This is a genomic window from Micromonospora chalcea (assembly GCF_002926165.1).
Taxonomy (GTDB): domain Bacteria; phylum Actinomycetota; class Actinomycetes; order Mycobacteriales; family Micromonosporaceae; genus Micromonospora; species Micromonospora chalcea.
Map to the genome: position 1 here is coordinate 1 of NZ_MAGP01000129.1, position 20786 is coordinate 20786.

The window sequence follows — 20786 nt, forward strand, 5'->3', positions numbered from 1 at the left end:
GGGCGGGAGTTACGGGAGCTCGTCGGGGGTTCGGGTCAGGACGAAGGTGGCTATGTCCAGGGCTACCGGGGTGCCTGATTCGTCGCGGATCACCGTCAGGATCTCGCCGTCCTGGGAGCCTGCGCGGCCCCGCCACCGGTCCGGTCCCTCGGGGGTGAAGCGCAGCTGCGGCCTGCCCACCTGGCCGCCGACCAGGTCACCGGCGGCGTCGACGCGGAACTCGTACTCGCCGCCCATCCACCACCAGCGCCCGGTCAGCGCGGCCACGTCGGCGGCGGGCGGGTCGGCCGGGCGCCAGGGGGCGGGCGCGGCCGGTTCGGCGTCCAGCACCAGCGTGAGCGCCTCCCGGCCGAGCGCGCCGATGTGGTGGCCGCGCAGCCCGTACGAGTTGGCGAAGTTGACCACGGCGGTTCGGGTGGGCCGGTGCACGGCCAGGCCGGCGACGTACCCGGGCATGGATCCGCCGTGCCCGGCGTACACGCGGTCGCCGACCCGGTAGAGCTCGATGCCGAGGCCGTGCCCGCCGGTCCACGAGTCGAGGTCGTTGATGACCATGGGGGCGCACATCTCGGTGAGCGTGGCGGGGGAGAGCAGCGCCGGGTCCGGGTCGGCCAGGAACGTGGCCCAGCGGCCCAGGTCCTCGACCGTCGACCAGAGCTGGCCGGCCGGCGCCATCGCCGCGGTGTCGGTGCGTGGCTCCTCCCGCAGCGTCTCGTGCCAGGGGTGGACGACGTAGCCGCGGGCGTACGGCTCGGTGGGGTGGTACGTGGTGCGGCGCATGCCCAGCGGGGCCAGCAGCCGCTCGGTCAGCAGCTCCGCCCAGGGCGTGCCGGTGATCCGTTCCAGCGCGGCGCCGAGCAGCCCGTACGCCAGGTTCGAGTAGTGGTAGACGAATTGCGGCGGGTAGGCGATCTTGTCCGGCGTCAGCCCGGCGAGCAGTGTGTCCAGGTCCGTGCCCCCGACCCGCTCCCACCAGTCACCGTCCGGCTCGCGTTGCAGGCCGCTGACGTGGCCGAGGAGCTGGCGCACCGTCACCGAGCCGACCGGGGTGCCGGGCAGGTGGGCGTCCAGCGGGTCGTCCAGTGACAGCCGGCCGGCGTCGCGCTGCTGCATCACCAGCACCGCGGTCATCGTCTTGGTGATCGAGCCGATCCGGTACTGCAGGTCGGCGTCGGGGCGGGGCGTCTCACCGGCGACGGCGAGGTGCGCCAGCCGGCCGTCGCGGACCACGCCGAGAGCGAGTGAGGGGCCCCGCCCCTCGGCTTGGGCCCGGGCGACCAACAGGTCCACCTGACGCGCGGTCTCGGGCAGCGGGGGCATCTCGTCCTCCTCGTCGGCGGTGGGCGCGGTACGCCGAGCCGAGCCTAGCGATCATGACAGTTCGATGACACGTGCGTTGACGTGTCAGGATTGTTCTCGTGGACGCCGTGTTCTGGATCGTTCTGGGTGTGGTATTGGCGGTCGCCGAGATCTTTACGACGACGCTCTTCCTGATCATGTTCGGGGTCGGGGCGTTCGCCGCGGCCGGCGCCGCGGCGCTCGGTGCGCCGGTGGCGCTGCAGGCGGTGATCTTCGCGGTGGTGTCGGCGTTGTCGGTGGCGGTGGTCCGTCCGGTGGTCCGGCGGCACGCGCGGCCGGCGATCGAGACCGGGGAGCAGCCGTTCGGGGTGGAGGCGCTGGAGGGGGCCACCGCTGTGGTCCTGGAGCCGGTCGACTCCGAGCGCGGGATGATCAAGATCGATGGTGAGCTGTGGACGGCCCGCTCGTACGACGCGACGCGCTCGTACGCCGAGGGTGAGCGGGTGCAGGTGATCAAGGTCCGGGGCGCTACCGCCCTGGTGTGGCAGGACGACATTTCTCCCCCGGGCGAGCTGCCCGAAGCGAAAAGGTGAACGGTATGGAGTTTCTGGCGATCCTGATGATCGCGGTGGCGTTGATCGGTGTGGTGACGCTGTTCAAGGCGGTGCGGATCGTGCCGCAGCAGCGGCAGGACGTGGTGGAGCGGCTGGGCCGGTACAAGCGCACGCTGAACCCGGGCCTGAACCTGCTGGTGCCGTTCGTCGACGCGGTACGCACCAAGGTCGACATGCGTGAGCAGGTGGTCAGCTTCCCGCCCCAGCCGGTGATCACCTCCGACAACCTGGTCGTCTCGATCGACACGGTCCTCTACTTCAAGGTGGTCGACTCGGTTCGCGCCACCTACGAGATCTCCAACTTCCTCCAGGCCATCGAGCAGCTCACCGTCACCACGCTGCGTAACGTGATCGGCTCGCTGGACCTGGAGCGCGCGCTGACCAGCCGCGAGGAGATCAACCGGCACCTGTCCGGCGTGCTGGACGAGACCACCGGCCGCTGGGGCATCAAGGTGACCCGGGTCGAAATCAAGGCGATCGAGCCGCCGCCGAGCATCCGCGACTCGATGGAGAAGCAGATGCGCGCCGAGCGGGACCGCCGTGCCGCGATCCTCAACGCCGAGGGCCACAAGCAGTCGCAGATCCTCACCGCCGAGGGTGAGAAGCAGGCCGCGGTGCTGCGCGCCGACGGTGACCGGCAGGCCCGGATCCTCCAGGCGGAGGGCCAGGCCAAGGCGATCCGTACCGTCTTCGACGCGATCCACACCGCCAACCCGAGCCAGAAGGTGCTGGCCTACCAGTACCTCCAGGCGCTGCCGCAGATCGCCAACGGCACTGCCAACAAGGTCTGGATCGTCCCGACCGAGCTGACCAAGGCCCTGGAGGGCATGGGCGGCGCGCTGGGCGGGCTGGCGAACATGGCCGGCGACGTGCCGTCGCCGGAGGCCGCCCGCAGCGCCGGCGAGGTCGAGCGGGAGGCCGCCGAGGCCGCCGTGGCCGCGGCCGTCGCGGCCCAGGAGATCCACAACGAGGTACGGGTGGCCGAGGCGCAGGCCACCGGCGGCAACACCCCGCAGGGTCTGCCCGCGCCGGAGCCGGTGTCGCCGGCCAGCCTGGTGAACGACCCGGCGGACCAGCGCGAGCGGGGCTGACCGGCAAATCCGAAAAGTCCTCATACGGCGCTCCGGCGACTGCCACCATCGGTCTTGAGGACGGGTGGTGAGCAGGGCCGGAGCGCCGTTGCGTGTCCCGGGCCACCCGCGGCGCGAACGAGGTGACCCATGAAGGACCCGGCGAACCGGCTGTTCTCCCGTACCCCGGTCCCCGGCGCGCACGACCCCGCCGGGCCGATCGGCTCCCGGCGTACCGGAGGGGGGTTCGGGGTCCTGCCGTTCGTCTCCGAGCCCGGCCCCGGCGCGCCCGCCACCGACGCGACCTGGGCCTGGTCGATCCGCCGGTTCGCCCGCGCGGCGGTCTGGCTGCTGCCCGCGTACGCGGTGCTCTACGGCCTGGTGGCGATGGCCAGCGACGGCGGGGTGGGCAACGACCCGTACCCGGCCGACGGCCGGCCGCTCTACCTGGTCGGCTGGGTCGCCTCGGTGTGGCTCGGGCTGCTCGCCCTGCTCGCGCTCACCGGCCTGCTCGCCGCCACCCGCTGCCGCCGCGTCGCGCTGGCCGGGCTGCTCGCCAGCATCGGCGGGATGGTGCTGATGCTGCCGTTCGCCGGGCTGGCCGAGCAGACGCCCGTGTTCGGCGTGACCGCGCGCGGCATCGTGCTGTTCGGCGCCACGCTCTACAGCGTGGGCTGGTTCCTGACCGGCTGGTCGGTGGCCCGGTCCGGGATGTTCTCCTACGGCGACGGGACCATGCTGATGATCGCCGCCCCGCTGCTCGGCCTGGGCGGCGCGCTGATCGGCTCGCTGCAGACGTTCGGCGCGATCTTCGTGCTGGTCGCCGGCATCGGCATCGGCTACCGCAGCGGCCGCCTGGTGCCCGAGACGATCGCCCGGGACGCGGCGGCCGCCAGCGTCGCCGCCGCACCCGTGCCGCCCGCGTCACCGAAGGGCCCACTCGGGGCGGGCTGACCGGTTCGGAGCTGGGCGGTTGCCGTGAAGTAACTGACAGTTGCCTGGCGAGGTGGCCGGTAGGCGGCTTTCGTGGCAATCCTTGCCTTCATGCCGTCACCCAGGTCGCCGCTGTCGCGGCTGTTCACCGTGCTGCTGGCCGGCCTGCTCGCCGGGCTCGTCCTCGCGGTCGCCGCGCTTCCCGCCGGACTGCTCGGCGGGTTCGCCGCCCGGGCGGCGCTCGGCGCGTACGCGGACCTGCCCGACGCGCTGCGCACCCCGGCCCAGCCGCAGCGCTCCTACCTCTACGCCAACGACGGCAAGACGCTGATCACCACGTTCTACGACGTGAACCGCACCGACGTGTCGCTGGACGAGATCGCCCCGGTGATGCGGCAGGCGATCATCGCGGCCGAGGACCGGCGGTTCTACTCGCACGGCGGCGCGGACCTGCGCGGCATCGCCCGGGCGCTGGTGGCGAACGTCAAGGGCGGCGGCACCGAGCAGGGCGGCTCCACGCTGACCATGCAGTACGTCCGCAACGTGCTCAAGACCGACCCGAACCGCACGCCGGCGGAGCGGCAGGCCGCCACCGAGCAGACCGTCGGGCGCAAGCTCCAGGAGATCCGGTACGCGAACGCGCTGGAGCAGTCGCTGTCCAAGGACGAGATCCTCAACCGCTACCTCAACATCGCGTACTTCGGCTCCGGCGCGTACGGCGTCGCCGCCGCCAGCCAGCGCTACTTCGGCAAGGCCCCGGCCGACCTGACGCTGGGCGAGGCGGCGCTGCTGGCCGGCCTGGTCCAGTCGCCGGAGGCGTACAGCCCGATCGACGGCGACCTGGACCAGGCGCTGGACCGCCGGGCGTCCGTGCTGCAGGCGATGGCCGAGACCGGCGCGATCACCGCCCAGCAGGCCGCTGCGGCGAAGGCGCAGGCGCCCACGCTGCGCCCGACCGCCCAGCCCAACGGCTGCACCGCCACCGCCCAGGGGCACGACGACTGGGGCTTCTTCTGCGACTACCTGCGCCGCTGGTGGCTCACCCAGCCCGCGTTCGGCGCCACCCCCGAGGAGCGCGAGCAGGCGCTGCGCCGGGGCGGCTACCGGGTCGTCACCACGCTGGATGCGAAGATCCAGGAGACCGCGCAGGAGCAGGCCACCAAGGTCTACGGGTACGGCAACAAGCGCGCGCTGCCGATCGCGGCGGTCGAGCCCGGCACCGGCCGGGTGCTCGCCATGGCGGTGAACCGGCACTACAGCCTCGACGCCAACCCGGACGGGCAGGCCAACCACCCGAACACGGTCAACCCGCTGATCTCCGGCGGCGCCAGCGTCGACGGCTACCAGGCCGGCTCGACGTTCAAGATGTTCACGATGCTGGCGGCGCTGGAGGCCGGCAAGCCGCTGTCCACCGGCTTCGACGCCCCGAGCCGGCTGCCCACCCGGTACGCCTCGGACGACGAGGGCAACTGCGACGGCACCTGGTGCCCGGCGAACGCCAACCCGCAGTGGATGGACGGCTACCGGATGATGTGGGACGGCTTCGGCCGCTCCGTCAACACGTACTTCGTCTGGCTGGCCGAGCAGGTCGGCGAGGACAAGGTGGTGGAGATGGCGCAGCGCCTCGGCATCACCTTCCGGGCCGACTCCGACGCCACGTTCGCCCGCGACCACGCCGCCGACTGGGGCGCGTTCACGCTCGGCGTGGCCGCCACCACCCCGCTCGACCTGGCAAACGCGTACGCGACGGTGGCCGCCGAGGGCACGTACTGCACGCCGCTGCCGGTGGTCTCGGTGACCACGCCCGACGGCGGGACCGTCGACGTGGGACAACCGGAGTGCAAGCGGGTCCTCGACCCGGACGTGGCCCGGGCCGCCACCGACGCGGCCCGCTGCCCGGTCGGCCAGCAGTCGGCGTTCGGGCAGTGCAACGGCGGCACCGCCACCGCCGTCGACTCGATCGTCGGCCGCCCGGTCGCCGGCAAGACCGGCAGCTCGGAGCGGAACGCCACGGAGACGTTCGTCGGGTACACCCCGCAGGTCGCCGTGGCCGGCATCGCCGCCAACCCGGACGACGTCACCGACCTGGTCGGCTCCGCCGTGCAGGCGAAGGTGATCGACGCGGTCGCGCGGACCATCAGGACAGCGGTCACCGGCAAGCCGGTGGCCGACTTCACCGCGCCGAGCCGGGCGCTGGTCGGCGACCCGCAGCGTCCGCAGCCGCCCCGGCGGACCGAGCCGGACCGCCGCGAGCAGCGCGAGGACCGCGAGCTGCCCTCCAGCGTGCTGCGCTGGCTGCGCGACCGCGGGTAAGGAAGGGCCCCTTCTTAACGCCGCCCCCGGCGCGCGGCCACCCGCCGTCTCCGGTCGCCCCGGGCCGCCTTGATCACGTCCTGGCACCAGGTCCACCGGTCCAGCACCGCCACCCGGCCGGTCAGGCGGGCCACCGCCACGGTCCGGGCCATCGCCGCCGCGCGCACGGTTGCCTCCAGCGCCGGATGGACGGTACGGCCGAACAGCGCCAACCCGTCGGCCCGGCCGAGCGCCCGGGCCAGCCGGTTTCACAGTGGCCTCCCACCGGCGTTCTCGAAGTACCGCGCCCGGACACCTCGCCGGCGCAGCCGCTCGGCCAGCGCCTTCGCCTGGTTGGTCCTGCCGGAGCCGTCGACGCCGAGCAACGCGATCATCACAGGTCGGGCCACGCACCCGGATGGTGGCGGCGATCATCAACGGCCGCTGATGATCGACTTGTGATCGACCGGTGACGCCGGGCGACAGGCTTGGGCTCGCCTTCCGGCACCACGGAAGGCGTACCCGAATCGAGGAGGCGTCCATGGAGAAGGCCACGATCGAGCAGGCCGGCAAGAAGAAGCTCTCGCTGAAGGTCCGCAAGCTGGAGCGGCTGGAGACCACCGTCATCCGCGAGAGCAACGGCGCCTGATCCGCGCCGGCACCCCGGTCGCCGCCACCTACCGCGGCGGCCGGGGTGCCGCTTCCCCTCTTCCGCCGAGCGTTAGTGAGGTTGCGGTCCCATGCTCAAGCCGCGCGTCAAGAGTGTCCACGAGCCCTACACGCTGCCGGGGAACCGGCTGATCATCGGTCTGATGCAGTACGGCGTCGCGTCGGAGATCCAGGACGACGAGGACGGCACGATCGCCCGCATCCTGACGTTGCTGGACGGCACCCGGTACGTGTGGGAGGTCTGCGCGGACCTCGCCGAGACGCACCCGGGCATCGACGAGGGCAGCGTCCGCGAGGTGGTGGACCAGCTCATCGCGCAGGGCTTCGTCGAGGACGCGGCGGCCCCGCTGCCCGACGGGTTCACCGCGGAGGCCGCGCAGCGCTACGACCGGGCCCGGCACTTCTACGCCTGGATCGACACCCAGCCCCGCAGCTCGCCCTTCGAGGTGCAGGCGCGTATCGGGCGGGCGCGGGTCTCCGTACTCGGTCTCGGCGGCACCGGCACGGCGGTCGCGGCCGGACTCGTCGCCAGCGGCGTCGGCGGCCTGCACTGCGCCGACTTCGACGTGATCGACCAGCCGAACCTGACCCGCCAGCTGCTCTACACCGAGAGCGACCTCGGCCAGCCGAAGGTGAAGGTCGCCGTGGACCGGCTGCGGGCGATGAACTCGCACGTCGACGTGACCGGGGAGGAGTGCCGGGTCCGCTCCGCCGACGACCTGGTGCCGCTGATGAACGGGCGGGACGTCTTCGTCCTCTGCGCGGACCGGCCCGTCGACCAGATCCAGGACTGGACGAACGAGGCGGCGCTGCGTACCGGCACGCCGTGGTTCATGGCGCTCTACACCGGGCCGATGACGGTCGTCGGCTCGTTCCTCCCGGGCCGCACCGGGTGCTACACCTGCCTGCGGCGGCGGCCGGACAAGCACGAGATCCAGACCGACGGCACGCCGCTGCGCGGCGGGGAACGACCGAACGCGGTGATCGCCGCCACCGCGAACGTGACCGGTCACCTCTGCGCGCTGGAGGTGCTCTACCACCTCGGCGGGCTGCCCCAGCAGGTCGCCGGGCGGGTCTTCCACCAGAACGCCGCGCGTTGGGACCACCACTACTTCATCGACGTGCCGCGGGACCCGGACTGCCCCTCGTGCGGTCCGCGCGGCGCGTGAGGACCGGGCGATGACGACCACCGGGCCCGAGGCGGCGCCGGATCTGGGCGCCGCGACGCGGGTACGGTTCCACCCGCTGCGGATCCGGCCGTCCGACGACGACCCGGACTCGGTGGTGGTGGGCCGGCCGGAGGTCGGCGAGTTCGTGGAGTTGCCGATGATCGGCGTCCGCGCCGTCGAGCTGCTCGACGGCGGAGCGCCGATCGGCGTGGCCGAGGAACGGATCGCCGCCGACCACGACGTGGAGCTCGACCTCGTGGACCTGGTGCTCGCGCTGCGGGAGGCGGGCCTGGTGGCCGAGGTCGACGGCCGGCCCGCCCGCGGACCCCGCCGCGAGGACCGGCCGCACCTGCCCTGGCTGCGGGCCCGGCACGTGCGCTGGCTGTTCGGCCCCGCGGCGAAGGTGGCCTACGTCGCGCTGGTCGCGGCGACGCTGGCCACAGTGGTACGCCGTCCCGAGCTGCTGCCGTCGTACCGGGACTTCTTCTGGACCGGCTACGTCGGTCTCGCCGTGCTCGTGAACACCGTGCTGTTCTCCGGGACGGCGGTGCTGCACGAGTTCAGTCACCTGGTGGCGGCCCGTTCGCTGGATGCGCCGGCCCGGATCCGGTTCGCCACCCGGCTGCACCATCTGGTCCTGGAGACCGACGTGACGGCGATCTGGTCGGTGCCGCGCCGCCACCGGTACCGCGTCTACCTCAGCGGCCTGCTCTGGGATTCCGCCGTGGTGTGCGCCGCGCTGCTGGTGATGGCGTACGCCCGGCCGCATCCGCTGGTCGGCGGCCTGCTGTCCGCCGTCGTTCTGGTGATCGTCATGTCGATGGCGCTGCAACTGCACGTCTACATGCGTACCGACTGCTACTTCGTCCTGCTGGACCTGCTGCGGTGCCGCAACCTGTTCCAGGACGGCTTCGCGTACGCCCGGCACCTGCTGCGCCGGGGTCTGCACGCGGCGCTTCCCGGCCGGGTGACACCGTCGGCCGGGGACCCCACCGCCGTCCTGCCGCCGCACGAGCGGCGCGCGGTACGGATCTACGCGCTGGCGGTGGTGGCGGGCAGCGCCGTCGCGTTGTCCAGCTTCGTCCTGTTCGGAATCCCGATCGTCGCGCACGGCGCGATCCAGGCCGGCTCGGCCGTGCTGGCCGGCGCAACCGGCGGAAGCCTGCTCGCGGCCGTGGACGGCGCGCTCGTCCTGCTCGTCGAGGGCACGCTCCAGGCGATGTTCCTGGTCACGTTCTACCGCCGTCACTCCCGGCGGCGCCGGGCGCGGGCCACGTCCGGTCAAGCGCCGCACGCCGCGCCGGACCCGATCGGCTGACCACCGACGACGACCGGACACAGTGGTGTGTCCCCCCGGTCACCGCTGGTACGCGTCACCCCCTGGCCTCGCGCGAACTCGTCTAGGGTGGGGCCGGAGGGCGATCTTGACGTGGTCGCCCGGGTCCGCGCGCTTCGGGGGGAGCGAATGGTGCCGGCGGTCATGTTTCGGCTGCTCGGCCCGGTCGAGGTGTGCCTCGACGATCGGACGGTCCGCGTCGGTGGCCCCCGCAGTCAGGCCATGCTCGCCGCGTTGCTGCTGGAAGCCAACCGGATCGTCCCGGTGTCCCGTCTCATGGACGCGGCCTGGGGCGGCCATCCGCCGGCGAGCGCGGACGTCCAGGTCCGCAACCGGGTCGCGGCGGCGCGACGGGCGCTGCGCGCCGCCGGTCTGCCCGGCGACGTGATCGGCACCCACGGCTCCGGATATCTGCTCACCGTCGCCGACGGTCAGCTCGATCTGGACGTCTTCGAGGAACGGGTACGCCGGGCGGAAGGGCTCCTCGACCGGGGCGGCGCCCCGGAGGAGGTTGTGTCCGGGCTGCGCGAGGCGCTGGCGATGTGGCGCGGTCCGGCGCTCGACGGCCTGCGTACGCCGGCGCTCACCGCGGCGGCGCAGCGTCTCGACGAGCGGCGGATGACAGTGGTCGAGCGCTGCCTCGGCCTGGAGTTGGGCCTCGGCCGGTACGACAGCGTGATCGGCCGGCTCACCGAGCTGGTCGAGGCGTACCCGTGGCGGGAGTCGCTCGTGGGTCAGCTCATGCGGGCCCTCTACCTGGCGGACCGGCAGGGCGAGGCGCTGGACCGGTTCGACCAGTTGCGCCGCCGCCTGGCCGAGGAGCTCGGCATCGACCCCACGGCCCAGCTGATCCGGCTGCGCGACCTGATCCTGCGCAACGACCCCAGCCTCCGGTCGTCGCCCGACGCGGGCCCGGTCGTCGCGCCGCCGGACCGCCCGCCCGCCGCCGGACCGCGCCCGGCCGCCGCCGCACAGCACGGAATCGCCGCACAGCACGGAGGCGCCGCACAGCACGGAGGCGCCGCACAGCACGGAGGCGCCGCACAACACGGTGCCGCCGGACCGGACGGGGCGGTACGTCCGCCGGTCCGGATGCTTCCGGCCGGCCTCACCGACTTCGTCGGCCGGGAGGAGCAGATCGCGGCGGTCCTGGAGTGGCTTCCGGAGCGGCCGGCGGTCGCCGGGCCGGCGATCAGCGGCCTGCCCGGCGTCGGCAAGACCACCCTCGCGGTCCGGATCGCCCACCAGCTCGGCCCGGCGTACCCCGGTCCGCACCTCTACGTGGACCTGAACGGGCACGACCATCCGGCGCCCCCGGTCGAGGTGCTCGGGCGGTTCCTGCGGGCGCTCGGCGTGCCGGGCGCCCAGATCCCGGCGGAGCTGGAGGAACGCGCCGCGCTGTTCCGGGGGGCGATGGCCGAGCGGCCCGGTCTGGTGCTGCTGGACAACGCGGCCGACGCGGCGCAGGTGCGCCCCCTGCTGCCCGGGACGGACACCGTCGTGCTGGTCACGAGCCGGCGCGCGCTCGTCGACGTCGACGGCGCCCACCAGCTGCGGCTGGACCCGCTGCCCGAGGCGGACGCGCTGCGGCTGCTGGCCGGCATCATCGGCGCGGACCGCGTCGCCGCCGAGCCCGGCTCCGCGTCGGACGTCGTCCACCACTGCGGGCTGCTGCCGCTGGCGGTACGGATCGCGGGCGCCCGGCTGGCGATACCCGGCGTGCTGTCGCTGCGGCAGGCGGCGGCGCAGCTCGCCGAACTCTCGCACCGGCTGGACCATCTCACCCGCGCCGACCGCAGCGTACGGGCGGCGTTCCACTCGGCGTACGTGGCGCTGGACGCGCCGGCCCGCCGGCTGCTGCGCCGGCTCGCGGTGCTGGACCTCGACCGGGCCCCGCCGTGGCTGCCCGCCGTCCTGCTCGACGACGAGGCGGGCGCGGCGAACGCGGTCACCGGTCTGGTCGAGGCCAACCTGGTCGAGGTGACCGGGCCGGACGAGCTGGGCCAGGTCCGCTATCACCTGCACGATCTGGTCCGCGCCTTCGCCCGGGAGCGCGCCGCGCGGGAGGAGGGGCCGCGGGAGCGGCCGGAGGTGCTGCGGCGCGTCTTCGGCACCTGGCTGACGCTGACCGAGCAGGCCCGCGTGGCGCTGAGCCAGGAGGGCGGCGCCGTCATCGTCGCCGACCTGCCGAGGTCACCGGCGCCCACCGGCGAGCACCTGCGCGACCCGAAACGCTGGTTCGGCGCCGAACGGTCCGCCCTGCTCGCCGGCCTCGAGCAGGCCGCCGCGACGCCCGGCCTGGAGGACTACTCCTGGGCGCTGGCCTGGCACTGCGACTACTACCTGTTCGTCGATGCCCGGGTGGACGACCTGACCCGGGTCACCGAGATCGGGCTGGCGGCCGCCGAGCGCCGGCGGCACCCGGAGGGGATCGCCCGGCTCCGGCTCTGCGTGGCGTTCGCGGCCCTGCTACGCAGTGACCTGGAGGCCGCGCTCGGCTACGCGCGGGCCGCCGCGGCGGCGGCCGAGCCGCTCGACCAGCCCTGGCTGCGGGCCGACATCGCCGGCGTCGAGAACCAGGTGTACGAAGGGCTGGGCGACCGGCCGGCGGCACGCGCCAGCCTGGTCCGCTCCATCGAGCTGTACCAGGAGGCCGGTGACGAGGTGGCCGCCGGACCGAAACTCGCCCGGCTGGGCGTCCTCCAGTTCCAGGAAGGCGATCCGGCCGCCGGGGAGACGCTCGCCCGGGCCGTCGCTCTGCTGCGGGCCGCCGGCACGCCCCGGCCGCTCGCGTTCGGCCTGCGCGCGTCGGGCCGCTGGCACGACCACCGTGGCGCGGTGGACGAGGCCCGGGCGGCGTACCTGGAGGCCCTGGAACTGGTCCGGCGGCACGGTGACCGGCTCGGTGAGGTGGCGCTGCTCAGCGAGGTCGCCGCGATGCTCGCGGGGCACGGCCGGCTGGGCGAGGCGGCCGGATACGCCGACACCGCCCTGGAACAGGCCCGGCAGATGCGGGTCGCGGCGTACCTGGCCTACGCCCGGTACGCCCAGGGACGGATCAGCCTGATGTCCGGCGAGCCGGCGCGGGCGCGGGTCCTGCTCGAACAGGCGGCCGACGACCTGACGGCCAGCCCGCCGCTGCAGATGGAGGCACTGATGGACCTGGCCCGGGCGGTGGAGCGGCTGACCGGGGCCGAGGCGGCCCGGGACGTCTGGCGGCGCGCCCACGCGGTGGCGGCCCGGATCGGGGCCACTGCCACGGCGGAGCAGATCGAGCGGCGGCTCGCCGGACCGTAACCTGGCCGGGAGTCGTCGGGGCCGGGTTGTCGGATCCGGCCGGACGGCTCCGACCCACCGGCGAGCGCGCCCGACCGGGACGCGCCGCAACGCGGAGGAACACATCATGGGCACTGTCAGCTACGGGGTGCACACGTCGGTCGACGGCTTCATCGAGGGGCCGAACGGCGAGTTCGACTGGCCGCAGATGGGGGAGGAGCTGTCCGCGTACTCGATCGACCTGGCCGAGCGGGCCGACGCGTTCGTCTACGGGCGGCGGGTGTGGGAGATGATGGCCTCCTACTGGCCGCAGGTCGAGTCGATCTCCGACCACCCGCACGACCTGGCGTTCGCGCCGATCTGGCGGCGTACCCCGAAGATCGTGGTCTCCCGCACGCTCGCCGAGGCTCCCCACGGCGCCGTGGTGGTCGGCGGCGGCGACCTGGCGAAGGAGTTCGCCGAGGTCCGCGAGCGGTTTCCCGGCGACCTGCTGGTCACCGGCGGCACCGGCGCGGCGACGGCGCTGGCCGCGCTGGGGCTCGTCGACACCTACGAGGTGATCGTGCACCCGGTGGTGCTCGGCGGCGGACGGCAGGTGCTGCCCGACCAGGCCCGCCAGCACCTGCGGCTGGTCGAGACGCGTCAGTTCGACGGGCGGTCGGTGCTGCTGCGCTACGTGCGGGCCTGACGGGTCAGCGGCCCCGGCGGCGGGGCCGGTACGTGGCGAGCGCGGCCGGTACGCCGCGGCGCACGATGCCGGCCCGGTCGCTGTCCCCGCGCAGCACCGCCGCGGCGGTCTTGCGGGCCTGCTCGGCGGTGAAGTGCGGCGGCAGCATCAGCTCGGCCGGGTCCACCACCGCGTTGACCACGACCGGCCGGTCCGCGTCGAGCACCCGCTGCCACAGGCCGTCTACCCGGTCGGGTGAGTCGACCAGCTCACCGCCGAGGCCCAGCACCTCGGCCCACCTGTGGTACGCGACGTCCGGCAGGTCCTGGCTGTCCGGGAACATCGGCGTGCCCTCGCTGGAGCGCTGTTCCCAGCTGACGAACGCGAGGTCCCGGTTGTTGAGCACGAGCACCACGAACCGGGGGTCGGCCCACTCCCGCCAGTACTTCGCCACAGTGATCAGCTCGTTGACGCCGTTCATCTGCATCGCGCCGTCGCCGAGCAGCGCGATCACCGGGCGGTCCGGGTGGGCGAACTTCGCCGCCAGCGCGTACGGCATGCCGCCGCCCATGGAGAGCAGCGTGCCGGAGAGGCTGGCCAGCATGCCGGGGCGCACGCGCACGTGCCGGGCGTACCAGGCGGTGGCGGTGCCGCAGTCCACGGCGAGCACGGCGTCGTCCGGCAGCGCGTCGTCGAGCGAGGTGAACAGCGACTGCGGGTTGACCGGGTCGGCGGGCTGCGCGGCGACCTCGCGTTGCGCGGCCCGCCACTTGCCGGTGGCGTCGGCGATGGTGGCCCGCCAGGCGGTCGGGCCCGGCCCCGGGCCCAGCTCCTTGAGCAGTGCGCGCAGCGTCGGTCCGGCGTCGCCGGTCAGGTTCACCTCGGTCGGGTAGCGCAGCCCCATCCGGCTGCCGTCGATGTCGATCTGCACCGCCCGGGCCTGCCCCTCCGGCGGGTAGAACTCCGAGTACGGCATCTGGCTGCCGACGATCAGCAGCCGGTCGCACTCGCGCATGAGTTGCCAGCTGGGGCGGCTGCCGAGCAGGCCGATCGCGCCGGTCACCCAGGGCTGCCGGTGGTCGACGGCGGTGAAGCCGAGCAGCGCGGTGGCCACCCCGGCGCCGAGCCGGTCGGCGATCCGGCGTACCTCGTCCTCGGCGCCGAGCGCGCCCTGCCCGACCAGCATCGCCACCCGCTCGCCGCCGCGCAGCACCTCGGCAGCGCGGCGCACGTCGGCCTCCGGCGGCACTGTCGGCTCGCTGCTCGGCACCGCGCTGGTGTGGTAGTAGCCGTGCGCGTGCGGCGGGTGCGGCACCGCCGGCAGGTCCTGCACGTCGGAGGGGAGGACCAGGGCGGTCACGGTACGCCGGGCGAGCGCGGTGCGGCAGGCCCGGTCCACCAGGTGCCGGGCCTGCGACGGGTCATCGAGCTGGGCCAGGAAGGCCGACGCCACGTCCTTGTAGAGCGAGAGCAGGTCCACCTCCTGGTAGTAGCCGCCGCCCTCGGCGGGCAGCGCGGTGTGCCCGAGCAGCGCCACCACCGGCTGGTGGTCGAGCTTGGCGTCGTAGAGGCCGTTGAGCGCGTGGATCGCGCCCGGGCCGCTGGTCACCACCACGCAGCCGAGCGGGCCGCCGCCGTACTTGACGTGCGCGCCGGCCGCGAAACCGGCGGTCTCCTCGTGCCGGACCTGGATGAACCGGGCGTGTCCCTCGGCGCGTTGCAGCGCCGAGGTCATGCCGTTGATCCCGTCGCCCGGGTAGCCGTAGTAGCGATGCACGCCCCACTCGGCGAGCCGGGCCACCAGGTAGTCGGCGACTGTGGCGTCGCGGGGGAGGTTGCCGTTGTGATCCGCGCCCATCGTGGTTCCTCCGTCGCGTCGGCCTTCCGGCTCCGTTCCCCGCCCGGGGCGGCGGAAACCCGGCCCGTGCCGGGGCGGCCGGGCGCGCCGGGCAGAATCGCCTCGTGCCCGTCCACGAGATCACCGACCCCGACGACGACCGGATCGCCGACTACCGCGCGCTCACCGACGTGGAGCTGCGTACCCGTTGGGAACCGCCGCACGGGCTGTTCATCGCCGAGGGGGAGCTGGTGCTGCGGCGGGCGCTGCGGGCCGGCTACCCGGCCCGGTCGTACCTGGTCGACGCCAAGCGTGTGGACCAGCTCGCCGATCTGGACACCGGTGACGCGCCGGTGTACGCGGCCACGCCGGACGTCCTCCAGCGCGCCACCGGCTTCCACGTGCACCGGGGCGTGCTCGCGTCGTTCCACCGCAAGCCGCTGCGCTCGGCCGACGAGGTGCTGGCCGCCGCCCGGCGGGTGGTGATCCTGGAGGACGTCAACAACCACACGAACCTGGGCGCGATCTTCCGGGGCGCCGCAGCGCTCGGTGTCGACGCGGTGCTGCTGTCGCCGACCTGCGCCGATCCGCTCTACCGGCGCAGCGTACGGGTCAGCATGGGCGAGGTGTTCGCGGTGCCGTACGCGAAGCTCGAGCGCTGGCCCGGCGGGCTGGACCAGGTCCGCGCGGCCGGGTTCACCGTGCTCGCGATGACGCCCGCGCCTGATGCCGTACCGATGCAGCGGCTGACCCCGGCGCAGCGCGAGCGGGCGGCGTTGCTGCTCGGGGCGGAGGGGCCGGGACTGACCGCGGCGGCGCAGGCCGCCAGCGACGTGCGGGTGGTGATCCCGATGCGGCGCGGCGTGGACTCGCTGAACGTGGCCGCCGCGGCGGCGGTGGCGTTCTGGGAGCTGGGGCGGGACGACCCGCTCTGACGACCGGCTTGCATGACCATGCGACAGCGTGCATAATCTTCCTTGTGTCCAAGGTTCTCACCTCCCTGCCCATCGGCGAACGTGTCGGCATCGCCTTCTCCGGCGGCCTCGACACCTCGGTCGCGGTCGCGTGGATGCGCGACAAGGGCGCCATCCCGTGCGCCTACACCGCCGACATCGGCCAGTACGACGAGCCCGACATCGCCTCGGTGCCCGGCCGCGCCCACACCTACGGCGCCGAGGTCGCCCGCCTCGTCGACTGCCGCGCCGCCCTGGTCGAGGAAGGGCTGGCGGCGCTGACCTGCGGCGCCTTCCACATCCGCTCCGGCGGGCGGGCCTACTTCAACACCACGCCGCTGGGCCGGGCCGTGACCGGCACGCTGCTGGTGCGCGCGATGATCGCCGACGACGTGCAGATCTGGGGCGACGGCTCGACGTTCAAGGGCAACGACATCGAGCGGTTCTACCGGTACGGCCTGCTGGCCAACCCGCAGCTGCGGATCTACAAGCCGTGGCTGGACACCGACTTCGTCACCGAGCTGGGCGGCCGCACCGAGATGTCGGAGTGGCTGCTGGAGCGCGGCCTGCCCTACCGGGACAGCACCGAGAAGGCGTACTCCACCGACGCCAACATCTGGGGCGCCACCCACGAGGCCAAGACGCTCGAACACCTGGACACCGGCATCGAGACGGTCGAGCCGATCATGGGCGTGAAGTTCTGGGACCCGTCCGTGGAGATCCCCACCGAGGACGTCACCATCGGCTTCGACCAGGGCCGCCCGGTGACGATCAACGGCAAGGAGTTCGGCAGCGCCGTCGACCTGGTGCTGGAGGCCAACGCCATCGGCGGCCGGCACGGCCTGGGCATGTCCGACCAGATCGAGAACCGGATCATCGAGGCCAAGAGCCGGGGCATCTACGAGGCCCCCGGCATGGCGCTGCTGCACGCCGCCTACGAGCGGCTCGTCAACGCCATCCACAACGAGGACACGCTCGCCAACTACCACAACGAGGGCCGCCGCCTCGGCCGCCTCATGTACGAGGGCCGCTGGCTGGACCCGCAGGCGCTGATGCTGCGCGAGTCGCTGCAGCGCTGGGTCGGCACGGCGGTCACCGGCGAGGTCACGCTGCGGCTGCGCCGGGGCGAGGACTACTCGATCCTCGACACCACCGGCCCGGCGTTCAGCTACCACCCGGACAAGCTGTCGATGGAGCGCACCCAGGACTCGGCGTTCGGCCCGGCCGACCGGATCGGCCAGCTCACCATGCGCAACCTCGACATCGCCGACTCGCGCGCCAAGCTGGAGCAGTACGCCTCCGTCGGCATGGTCGGCGGCGGCAACCCGCAGCGGGTCGTGGGCGCCGCCCAGGCCGCTTCGACCGGGCTGATCGGCGCCATGCCGCAGGGCGGCGCCGAGGCCATCGCTTCCCGGGGCGTGCCCACCGCCGAGGACGAGGCGCTCGACCGGGCCGCCATGGAGTTCGGCGTCGACTGATCCCGCAGCCCGGCCGGCTCGTCCTCCCCGGCGAGCCGGCCGGTGCGGCCCTCGGCAACGACGGTGACGCAGGGTAGCGTGTCGCCCGTGTTCCCTACCGTGCGTGAGGTCCTGGACCTGGTGCCGATGCGCCACGGTGCGCCACGCCTGGTCGCCGGGAACGCCGGGCTGGACCGGCCGGTGCGGTGGGTGCACATCGCCGAGGTGCCCGACATCGCCACCCTGCTCGGCGGCGGGGAACTGGTCCTGACCACCGGGATCGGGCTGCCGGCCGACGACGCCGGGCTGCGCGAGTTCATCGGCACCCTGGCCGACGTCGGCGCCTCCGGACTGGTGGTCGAGCTGGGCCGCCGGTACCTCACCGGAGTGCCCCGGGTGATGGCCGCCGCCGCCGAACGCCGCGGCCTGCCCCTGGTCGAGCTGCGCCGGGGCACCCCGTTCGTCCGGATCACCGAGGCGGTGCACGGGCTGATCGTGGACGCCCAGCTCACCGAGCTGCGCGCCACCGAGGAGATCCACCAGCGGTTCACCGACCTGTCGGTGGAGGGCGCCGAACCGGCCGAGGTGCTGCGGCAGGCCGCCGAACTGGCCGGCTGCCCGATGGTGCTGGAGAACCTGTCCCGGCAGGTGCTCGCGTACGACCCGGCGGGGGAGAACGCGGAACTGCTGCTGGACGGCTGGGAACAGCACTCCCGGCAGATCCGCCCGGCCGGGCGCACCGCGTACGACCCGGGCAGCGGCTGGCTCGTCACCACAGTCGGGGCGCGCGGGCAGGACTGGGGACGGCTGCTGCTGCGCTGGCCGGTCGCCGAGTCCACCCCGCCGACCCGGCTGACCATCCTGATCGAGCGGGCCGCCTCCACGCTGGCCCTGGGGCGGCTGATCCGGCGCGACGCCGAGGGCCTGGAACGGCAGATCCACCGTACGCTGCTGACCGCGCTCATCGACCACTCCCGCCCGGTGGACGAGGTGGCGCTGCGCGCCAAGGCGCTGGGCGTCGTCCTGGACCGACGGCACCTGGTCGGCGTGGTGGTCCGGCACCGTGGCGACGAGCCGGCCGCCGGCCCGGGCGCCGACGCCGACCCCGAGGCCGGTCCGGCCCGCCTGCGTGACCTCGCCGAGGCGGTCGGCCAGGCCGTGCGGGACGCCAAACTCACCGCCCTGACCAGCGCCGTCGACGACCATGCGGTGGGGGCGCTGCTGGCCCTGCCCGACGCGGCCGACGAGGAGAAGGCACTCGCCGCGTTCGCCACGGCGTTGCGCCGGGTACGCCTCGACGCCGCCCCGTCCCGCCCTCCGGCCACCCGTACCGTGGTGGCGGCCGGTTCGGGCGTGGGCAGTCTGCGCGAGGCGCGCCGCTCACTCGTCGAGGCGCGTCAGATCGCCGAGGCGGCGCGGCGGGACCCCCGAGACCTGCCCTGCTACCGGCTGCCGCACGTCGGGTTGGCCGGTCTGCTGCACCTGCTGCGCGACGAGCCCCGGCTGCAGACGTTCGTCGAGCGCGAACTCGGGGCACTGCTCGCGTACGACGCCCAGCACCCGCGTGAGCAGTTGCTCGGCACGCTGCGCGCGTACCTGGAGCAGGGGCGGAACAAGTCGGCGGGCGCGGCCGCGGCGCACCTGTCCCGGCCGGCGTTCTACGAGCGGTTGGCCCGGATCGGCCGCATCCTCGACGCCGACCTGGACTCGGTCGACAGGTGCCTGTCCCTGCACGTGGCCCTGCTGGCCCTCGACGCCATCCGAACCCCCTGACCCACCCCGGGCCGTCACGCCGGTCCCGCCGACCCCGCCGATCTTGGACTTGTGGCGCCCAGGATGCCCAGAACCGCGGCTTATGCGCGCCGCCACAACTCCAAGATCGATGGGGCCGAGGCGGTGATCATGAGGTTAGGCCGGTGTTTTGCCCGGATTCGCCCCGCCAACTTCATGATCAGCGCGGCGGGGCGGGCGCGGGGGGGTGTCCCTATGGGTTTCGTCAAGCGGGGACGGGTGCCTGATCTCTCGGCCGTGGTTGGTAGGGGATCTTGTCGCGGAGCATGGCGTATAGGACGTCGCAGCGGCGTCGGGCGAGGCAGATGAGGGCGGCGTTGTGACGCTTGCCTTCGGCGCGTTTGCGCTCGTAGTAGGCGCGGCTGACGGGGTCCGCGAGGGCGGCGAACGCGGCGAGGAAGAAGGCGCGTTTGAGGTTCTTGTTGCCGCCTCGGGGTGGGTGTTCGCCGCGGATACTGCTGCCGGATCGTCGGGTGACGGGGGCCAGGCCTGCGTAGGCGGCGAGGTGGCCGGGGGTGGCGAAGCTGCTGCCGTCGCCGACTTCGAGCAGGATCCGGGCTGCGGTCCTGACGCCGATGCCGGGCATCGAGGTCAGGACCCCGGCAAGAGGGTGCGCATCAAGCATCCTCTCGACCTGAGTGGCGACCTGGTCGCGTTGTCTCAGGACGTCGCGGAGGCTGTCGGCGAGGCGGGGCAGGATCGTTTCCGCCGCTGTCGTGCCGGGGACGGTGACGGTCTGCTCGTCGAGGGCGGTCATGATCTGCTCGACGAGGCGTTGCCCCATGCGGGGTGCGTGGACGGCGGCGATGGACAGGAGTTTGCGGCGGCCGGCCTTGCGCAGACCGACGGGTCCGCCGCAGCGCGACAGCAACTCCAGGACGGCCTTGTGGTGCAGTTTCGGGCCGAGGACCCGTTCCAGGGCGGGGTGGATCTGGGTGAGCAGTCCTCGGATGCGGTTGGACACGCGGGTGGCTTCGCCGGCGAGGTCGTCGTCGAAACCGACCAGGACTTCCAGCTCGGCCAGGGTCTCGTCGCCGGTGTCGACCCGCCGCAGCGTGTGCGGCAGGGTGCGGGCGGCATCAGCGATGACGTAAGCGTCGCGGGCGTCGGTCTTCGCCGAGCCTGGGTGCAGATCAGCGATGCGGCGCATCGCCAGGCCGGGTAGGTAGGCCACCTGATGCCCGCACGCCCGAGCCACCGCGACCGGCAGGGCGCCGATCGACGCCGGCTGGTCGACCACCACCAACAGCCGACCATGACGGGCGAGTTTGTCGAACAGCTGCCGCAGCCGGGCCTCGGTGTTCGGCAGCGCCGCGTCATGCAGCCGCTTGCCGTCCGGAGCCAGCCCGACTGCGTGGTGGTCACCCTTACCGACGTCCAAGCCGAGGTAGACGCCGTATTCGTCGTTCACCAGACCCGCCTC

The 20786-nt window shown here is 73.5% G+C and carries 16 protein-coding genes; 11 read left to right on the forward strand and 5 right to left on the reverse strand.

Annotated elements, in window-relative coordinates; genetic code table 11:
* Positions 1-9: 9 nt before the first annotated feature.
* A complete protein-coding gene (locus BAW75_RS20825) occupies positions 10-1320 on the reverse strand; it encodes a serine hydrolase domain-containing protein (RefSeq protein WP_104114607.1) in 1311 nt (436 codons plus the stop codon).
* A 98-nt stretch (positions 1321-1418) separates the two neighbouring features.
* Between BAW75_RS20825 and BAW75_RS20830 the strand changes: the two genes are divergently transcribed.
* The 4 genes from BAW75_RS20830 (at position 1419) to BAW75_RS20845 (ending at position 6229) form a co-directional block, all read left to right on the forward strand.
* Positions 1419-1892: an NfeD family protein gene (locus tag BAW75_RS20830; protein ID WP_104114608.1), complete on the forward strand. Its 474-nt coding sequence runs from the start codon at positions 1419-1421 to the stop codon at positions 1890-1892.
* 5 nt (positions 1893-1897) lie between these two features.
* Positions 1898-3004, forward strand: a complete 1107-nt coding sequence (locus BAW75_RS20835; RefSeq protein ID WP_104114609.1) for an SPFH domain-containing protein — start codon at positions 1898-1900, stop codon at positions 3002-3004.
* Positions 3005-3133: 129 nt separating this feature from the next.
* Entirely contained in the window at positions 3134-3937 is an 804-nt protein-coding gene (locus BAW75_RS20840) for a hypothetical protein (RefSeq protein ID WP_043329731.1), read from the forward strand.
* A 90-nt stretch (positions 3938-4027) separates the two neighbouring features.
* Positions 4028-6229 (forward strand): transglycosylase domain-containing protein, encoded by a 2202-nt coding sequence (locus tag BAW75_RS20845; protein WP_244206192.1) that lies wholly within the window; start codon positions 4028-4030, stop codon positions 6227-6229.
* A gap of 14 nt (positions 6230-6243) precedes the next feature.
* On the opposite strand, the gene BAW75_RS33015 is transcribed toward BAW75_RS20845, so the two are convergent.
* The gene (locus BAW75_RS33015; RefSeq protein ID WP_244206193.1) at positions 6244-6441 is read right to left on the reverse strand and encodes a hypothetical protein; all 198 of its coding nucleotides are present in this window, start codon (positions 6439-6441) and stop codon (positions 6244-6246) included.
* A 36-nt stretch (positions 6442-6477) separates the two neighbouring features.
* On the reverse strand, positions 6478-6618 hold the full coding sequence (locus BAW75_RS33020; protein WP_244206194.1) for a hypothetical protein: 141 nt from the start codon (positions 6616-6618) through the stop codon (positions 6478-6480).
* Between the two features lie 330 nt (positions 6619-6948).
* On the opposite strand from BAW75_RS33020, the gene BAW75_RS20855 reads away from it, so the two are divergent.
* The 4 genes from BAW75_RS20855 (at position 6949) to BAW75_RS20870 (ending at position 13346) form a co-directional block, all read left to right on the forward strand.
* A complete protein-coding gene (locus tag BAW75_RS20855; RefSeq protein ID WP_051611437.1) occupies positions 6949-8046 on the forward strand; it encodes a TOMM precursor leader peptide-binding protein in 1098 nt (365 codons plus the stop codon).
* Positions 8047-8056: 10 nt separating this feature from the next.
* Entirely contained in the window at positions 8057-9364 is a 1308-nt protein-coding gene (locus tag BAW75_RS20860) for a hypothetical protein (protein WP_104114611.1), read from the forward strand.
* A 162-nt stretch (positions 9365-9526) separates the two neighbouring features.
* The gene (locus tag BAW75_RS20865) at positions 9527-12679 is read left to right on the forward strand and encodes an AfsR/SARP family transcriptional regulator (RefSeq protein WP_167435596.1); all 3153 of its coding nucleotides are present in this window, start codon (positions 9527-9529) and stop codon (positions 12677-12679) included.
* Between the two features lie 106 nt (positions 12680-12785).
* Positions 12786-13346, forward strand: a complete 561-nt coding sequence (locus BAW75_RS20870; protein WP_104114613.1) for a dihydrofolate reductase family protein — start codon at positions 12786-12788, stop codon at positions 13344-13346.
* Between the two features lie 4 nt (positions 13347-13350).
* On the opposite strand, the gene BAW75_RS20875 is transcribed toward BAW75_RS20870, so the two are convergent.
* Entirely contained in the window at positions 13351-15183 is a 1833-nt protein-coding gene (locus tag BAW75_RS20875) for a thiamine pyrophosphate-requiring protein (RefSeq protein WP_104114614.1), read from the reverse strand.
* Here BAW75_RS20875 and BAW75_RS20880 point away from each other — a divergent pair.
* From BAW75_RS20880 to BAW75_RS20890, 3 genes are all read left to right on the forward strand, one after another.
* Positions 15141-16097: a TrmH family RNA methyltransferase gene (locus BAW75_RS20880; protein WP_420915041.1), complete on the forward strand. Its 957-nt coding sequence runs from the start codon at positions 15141-15143 to the stop codon at positions 16095-16097. The genes BAW75_RS20875 and BAW75_RS20880 overlap by 43 nt on opposite strands.
* 44 nt (positions 16098-16141) lie before the next feature.
* On the forward strand, positions 16142-17593 hold the full coding sequence (argG, locus tag BAW75_RS20885; RefSeq protein ID WP_064445361.1) for an argininosuccinate synthase: 1452 nt from the start codon (positions 16142-16144) through the stop codon (positions 17591-17593).
* Between the two features lie 87 nt (positions 17594-17680).
* The gene (locus BAW75_RS20890; protein ID WP_449843714.1) at positions 17681-19345 is read left to right on the forward strand and encodes a PucR family transcriptional regulator; all 1665 of its coding nucleotides are present in this window, start codon (positions 17681-17683) and stop codon (positions 19343-19345) included.
* Between the two features lie 223 nt (positions 19346-19568).
* Here the strand turns inward: BAW75_RS20890 and BAW75_RS20895 are convergent, their stop codons facing one another.
* A complete protein-coding gene (locus BAW75_RS20895; protein WP_104114634.1) occupies positions 19569-20774 on the reverse strand; it encodes an IS110 family RNA-guided transposase in 1206 nt (401 codons plus the stop codon).
* Between the last annotated feature and the right edge of the window lie 12 nt (positions 20775-20786).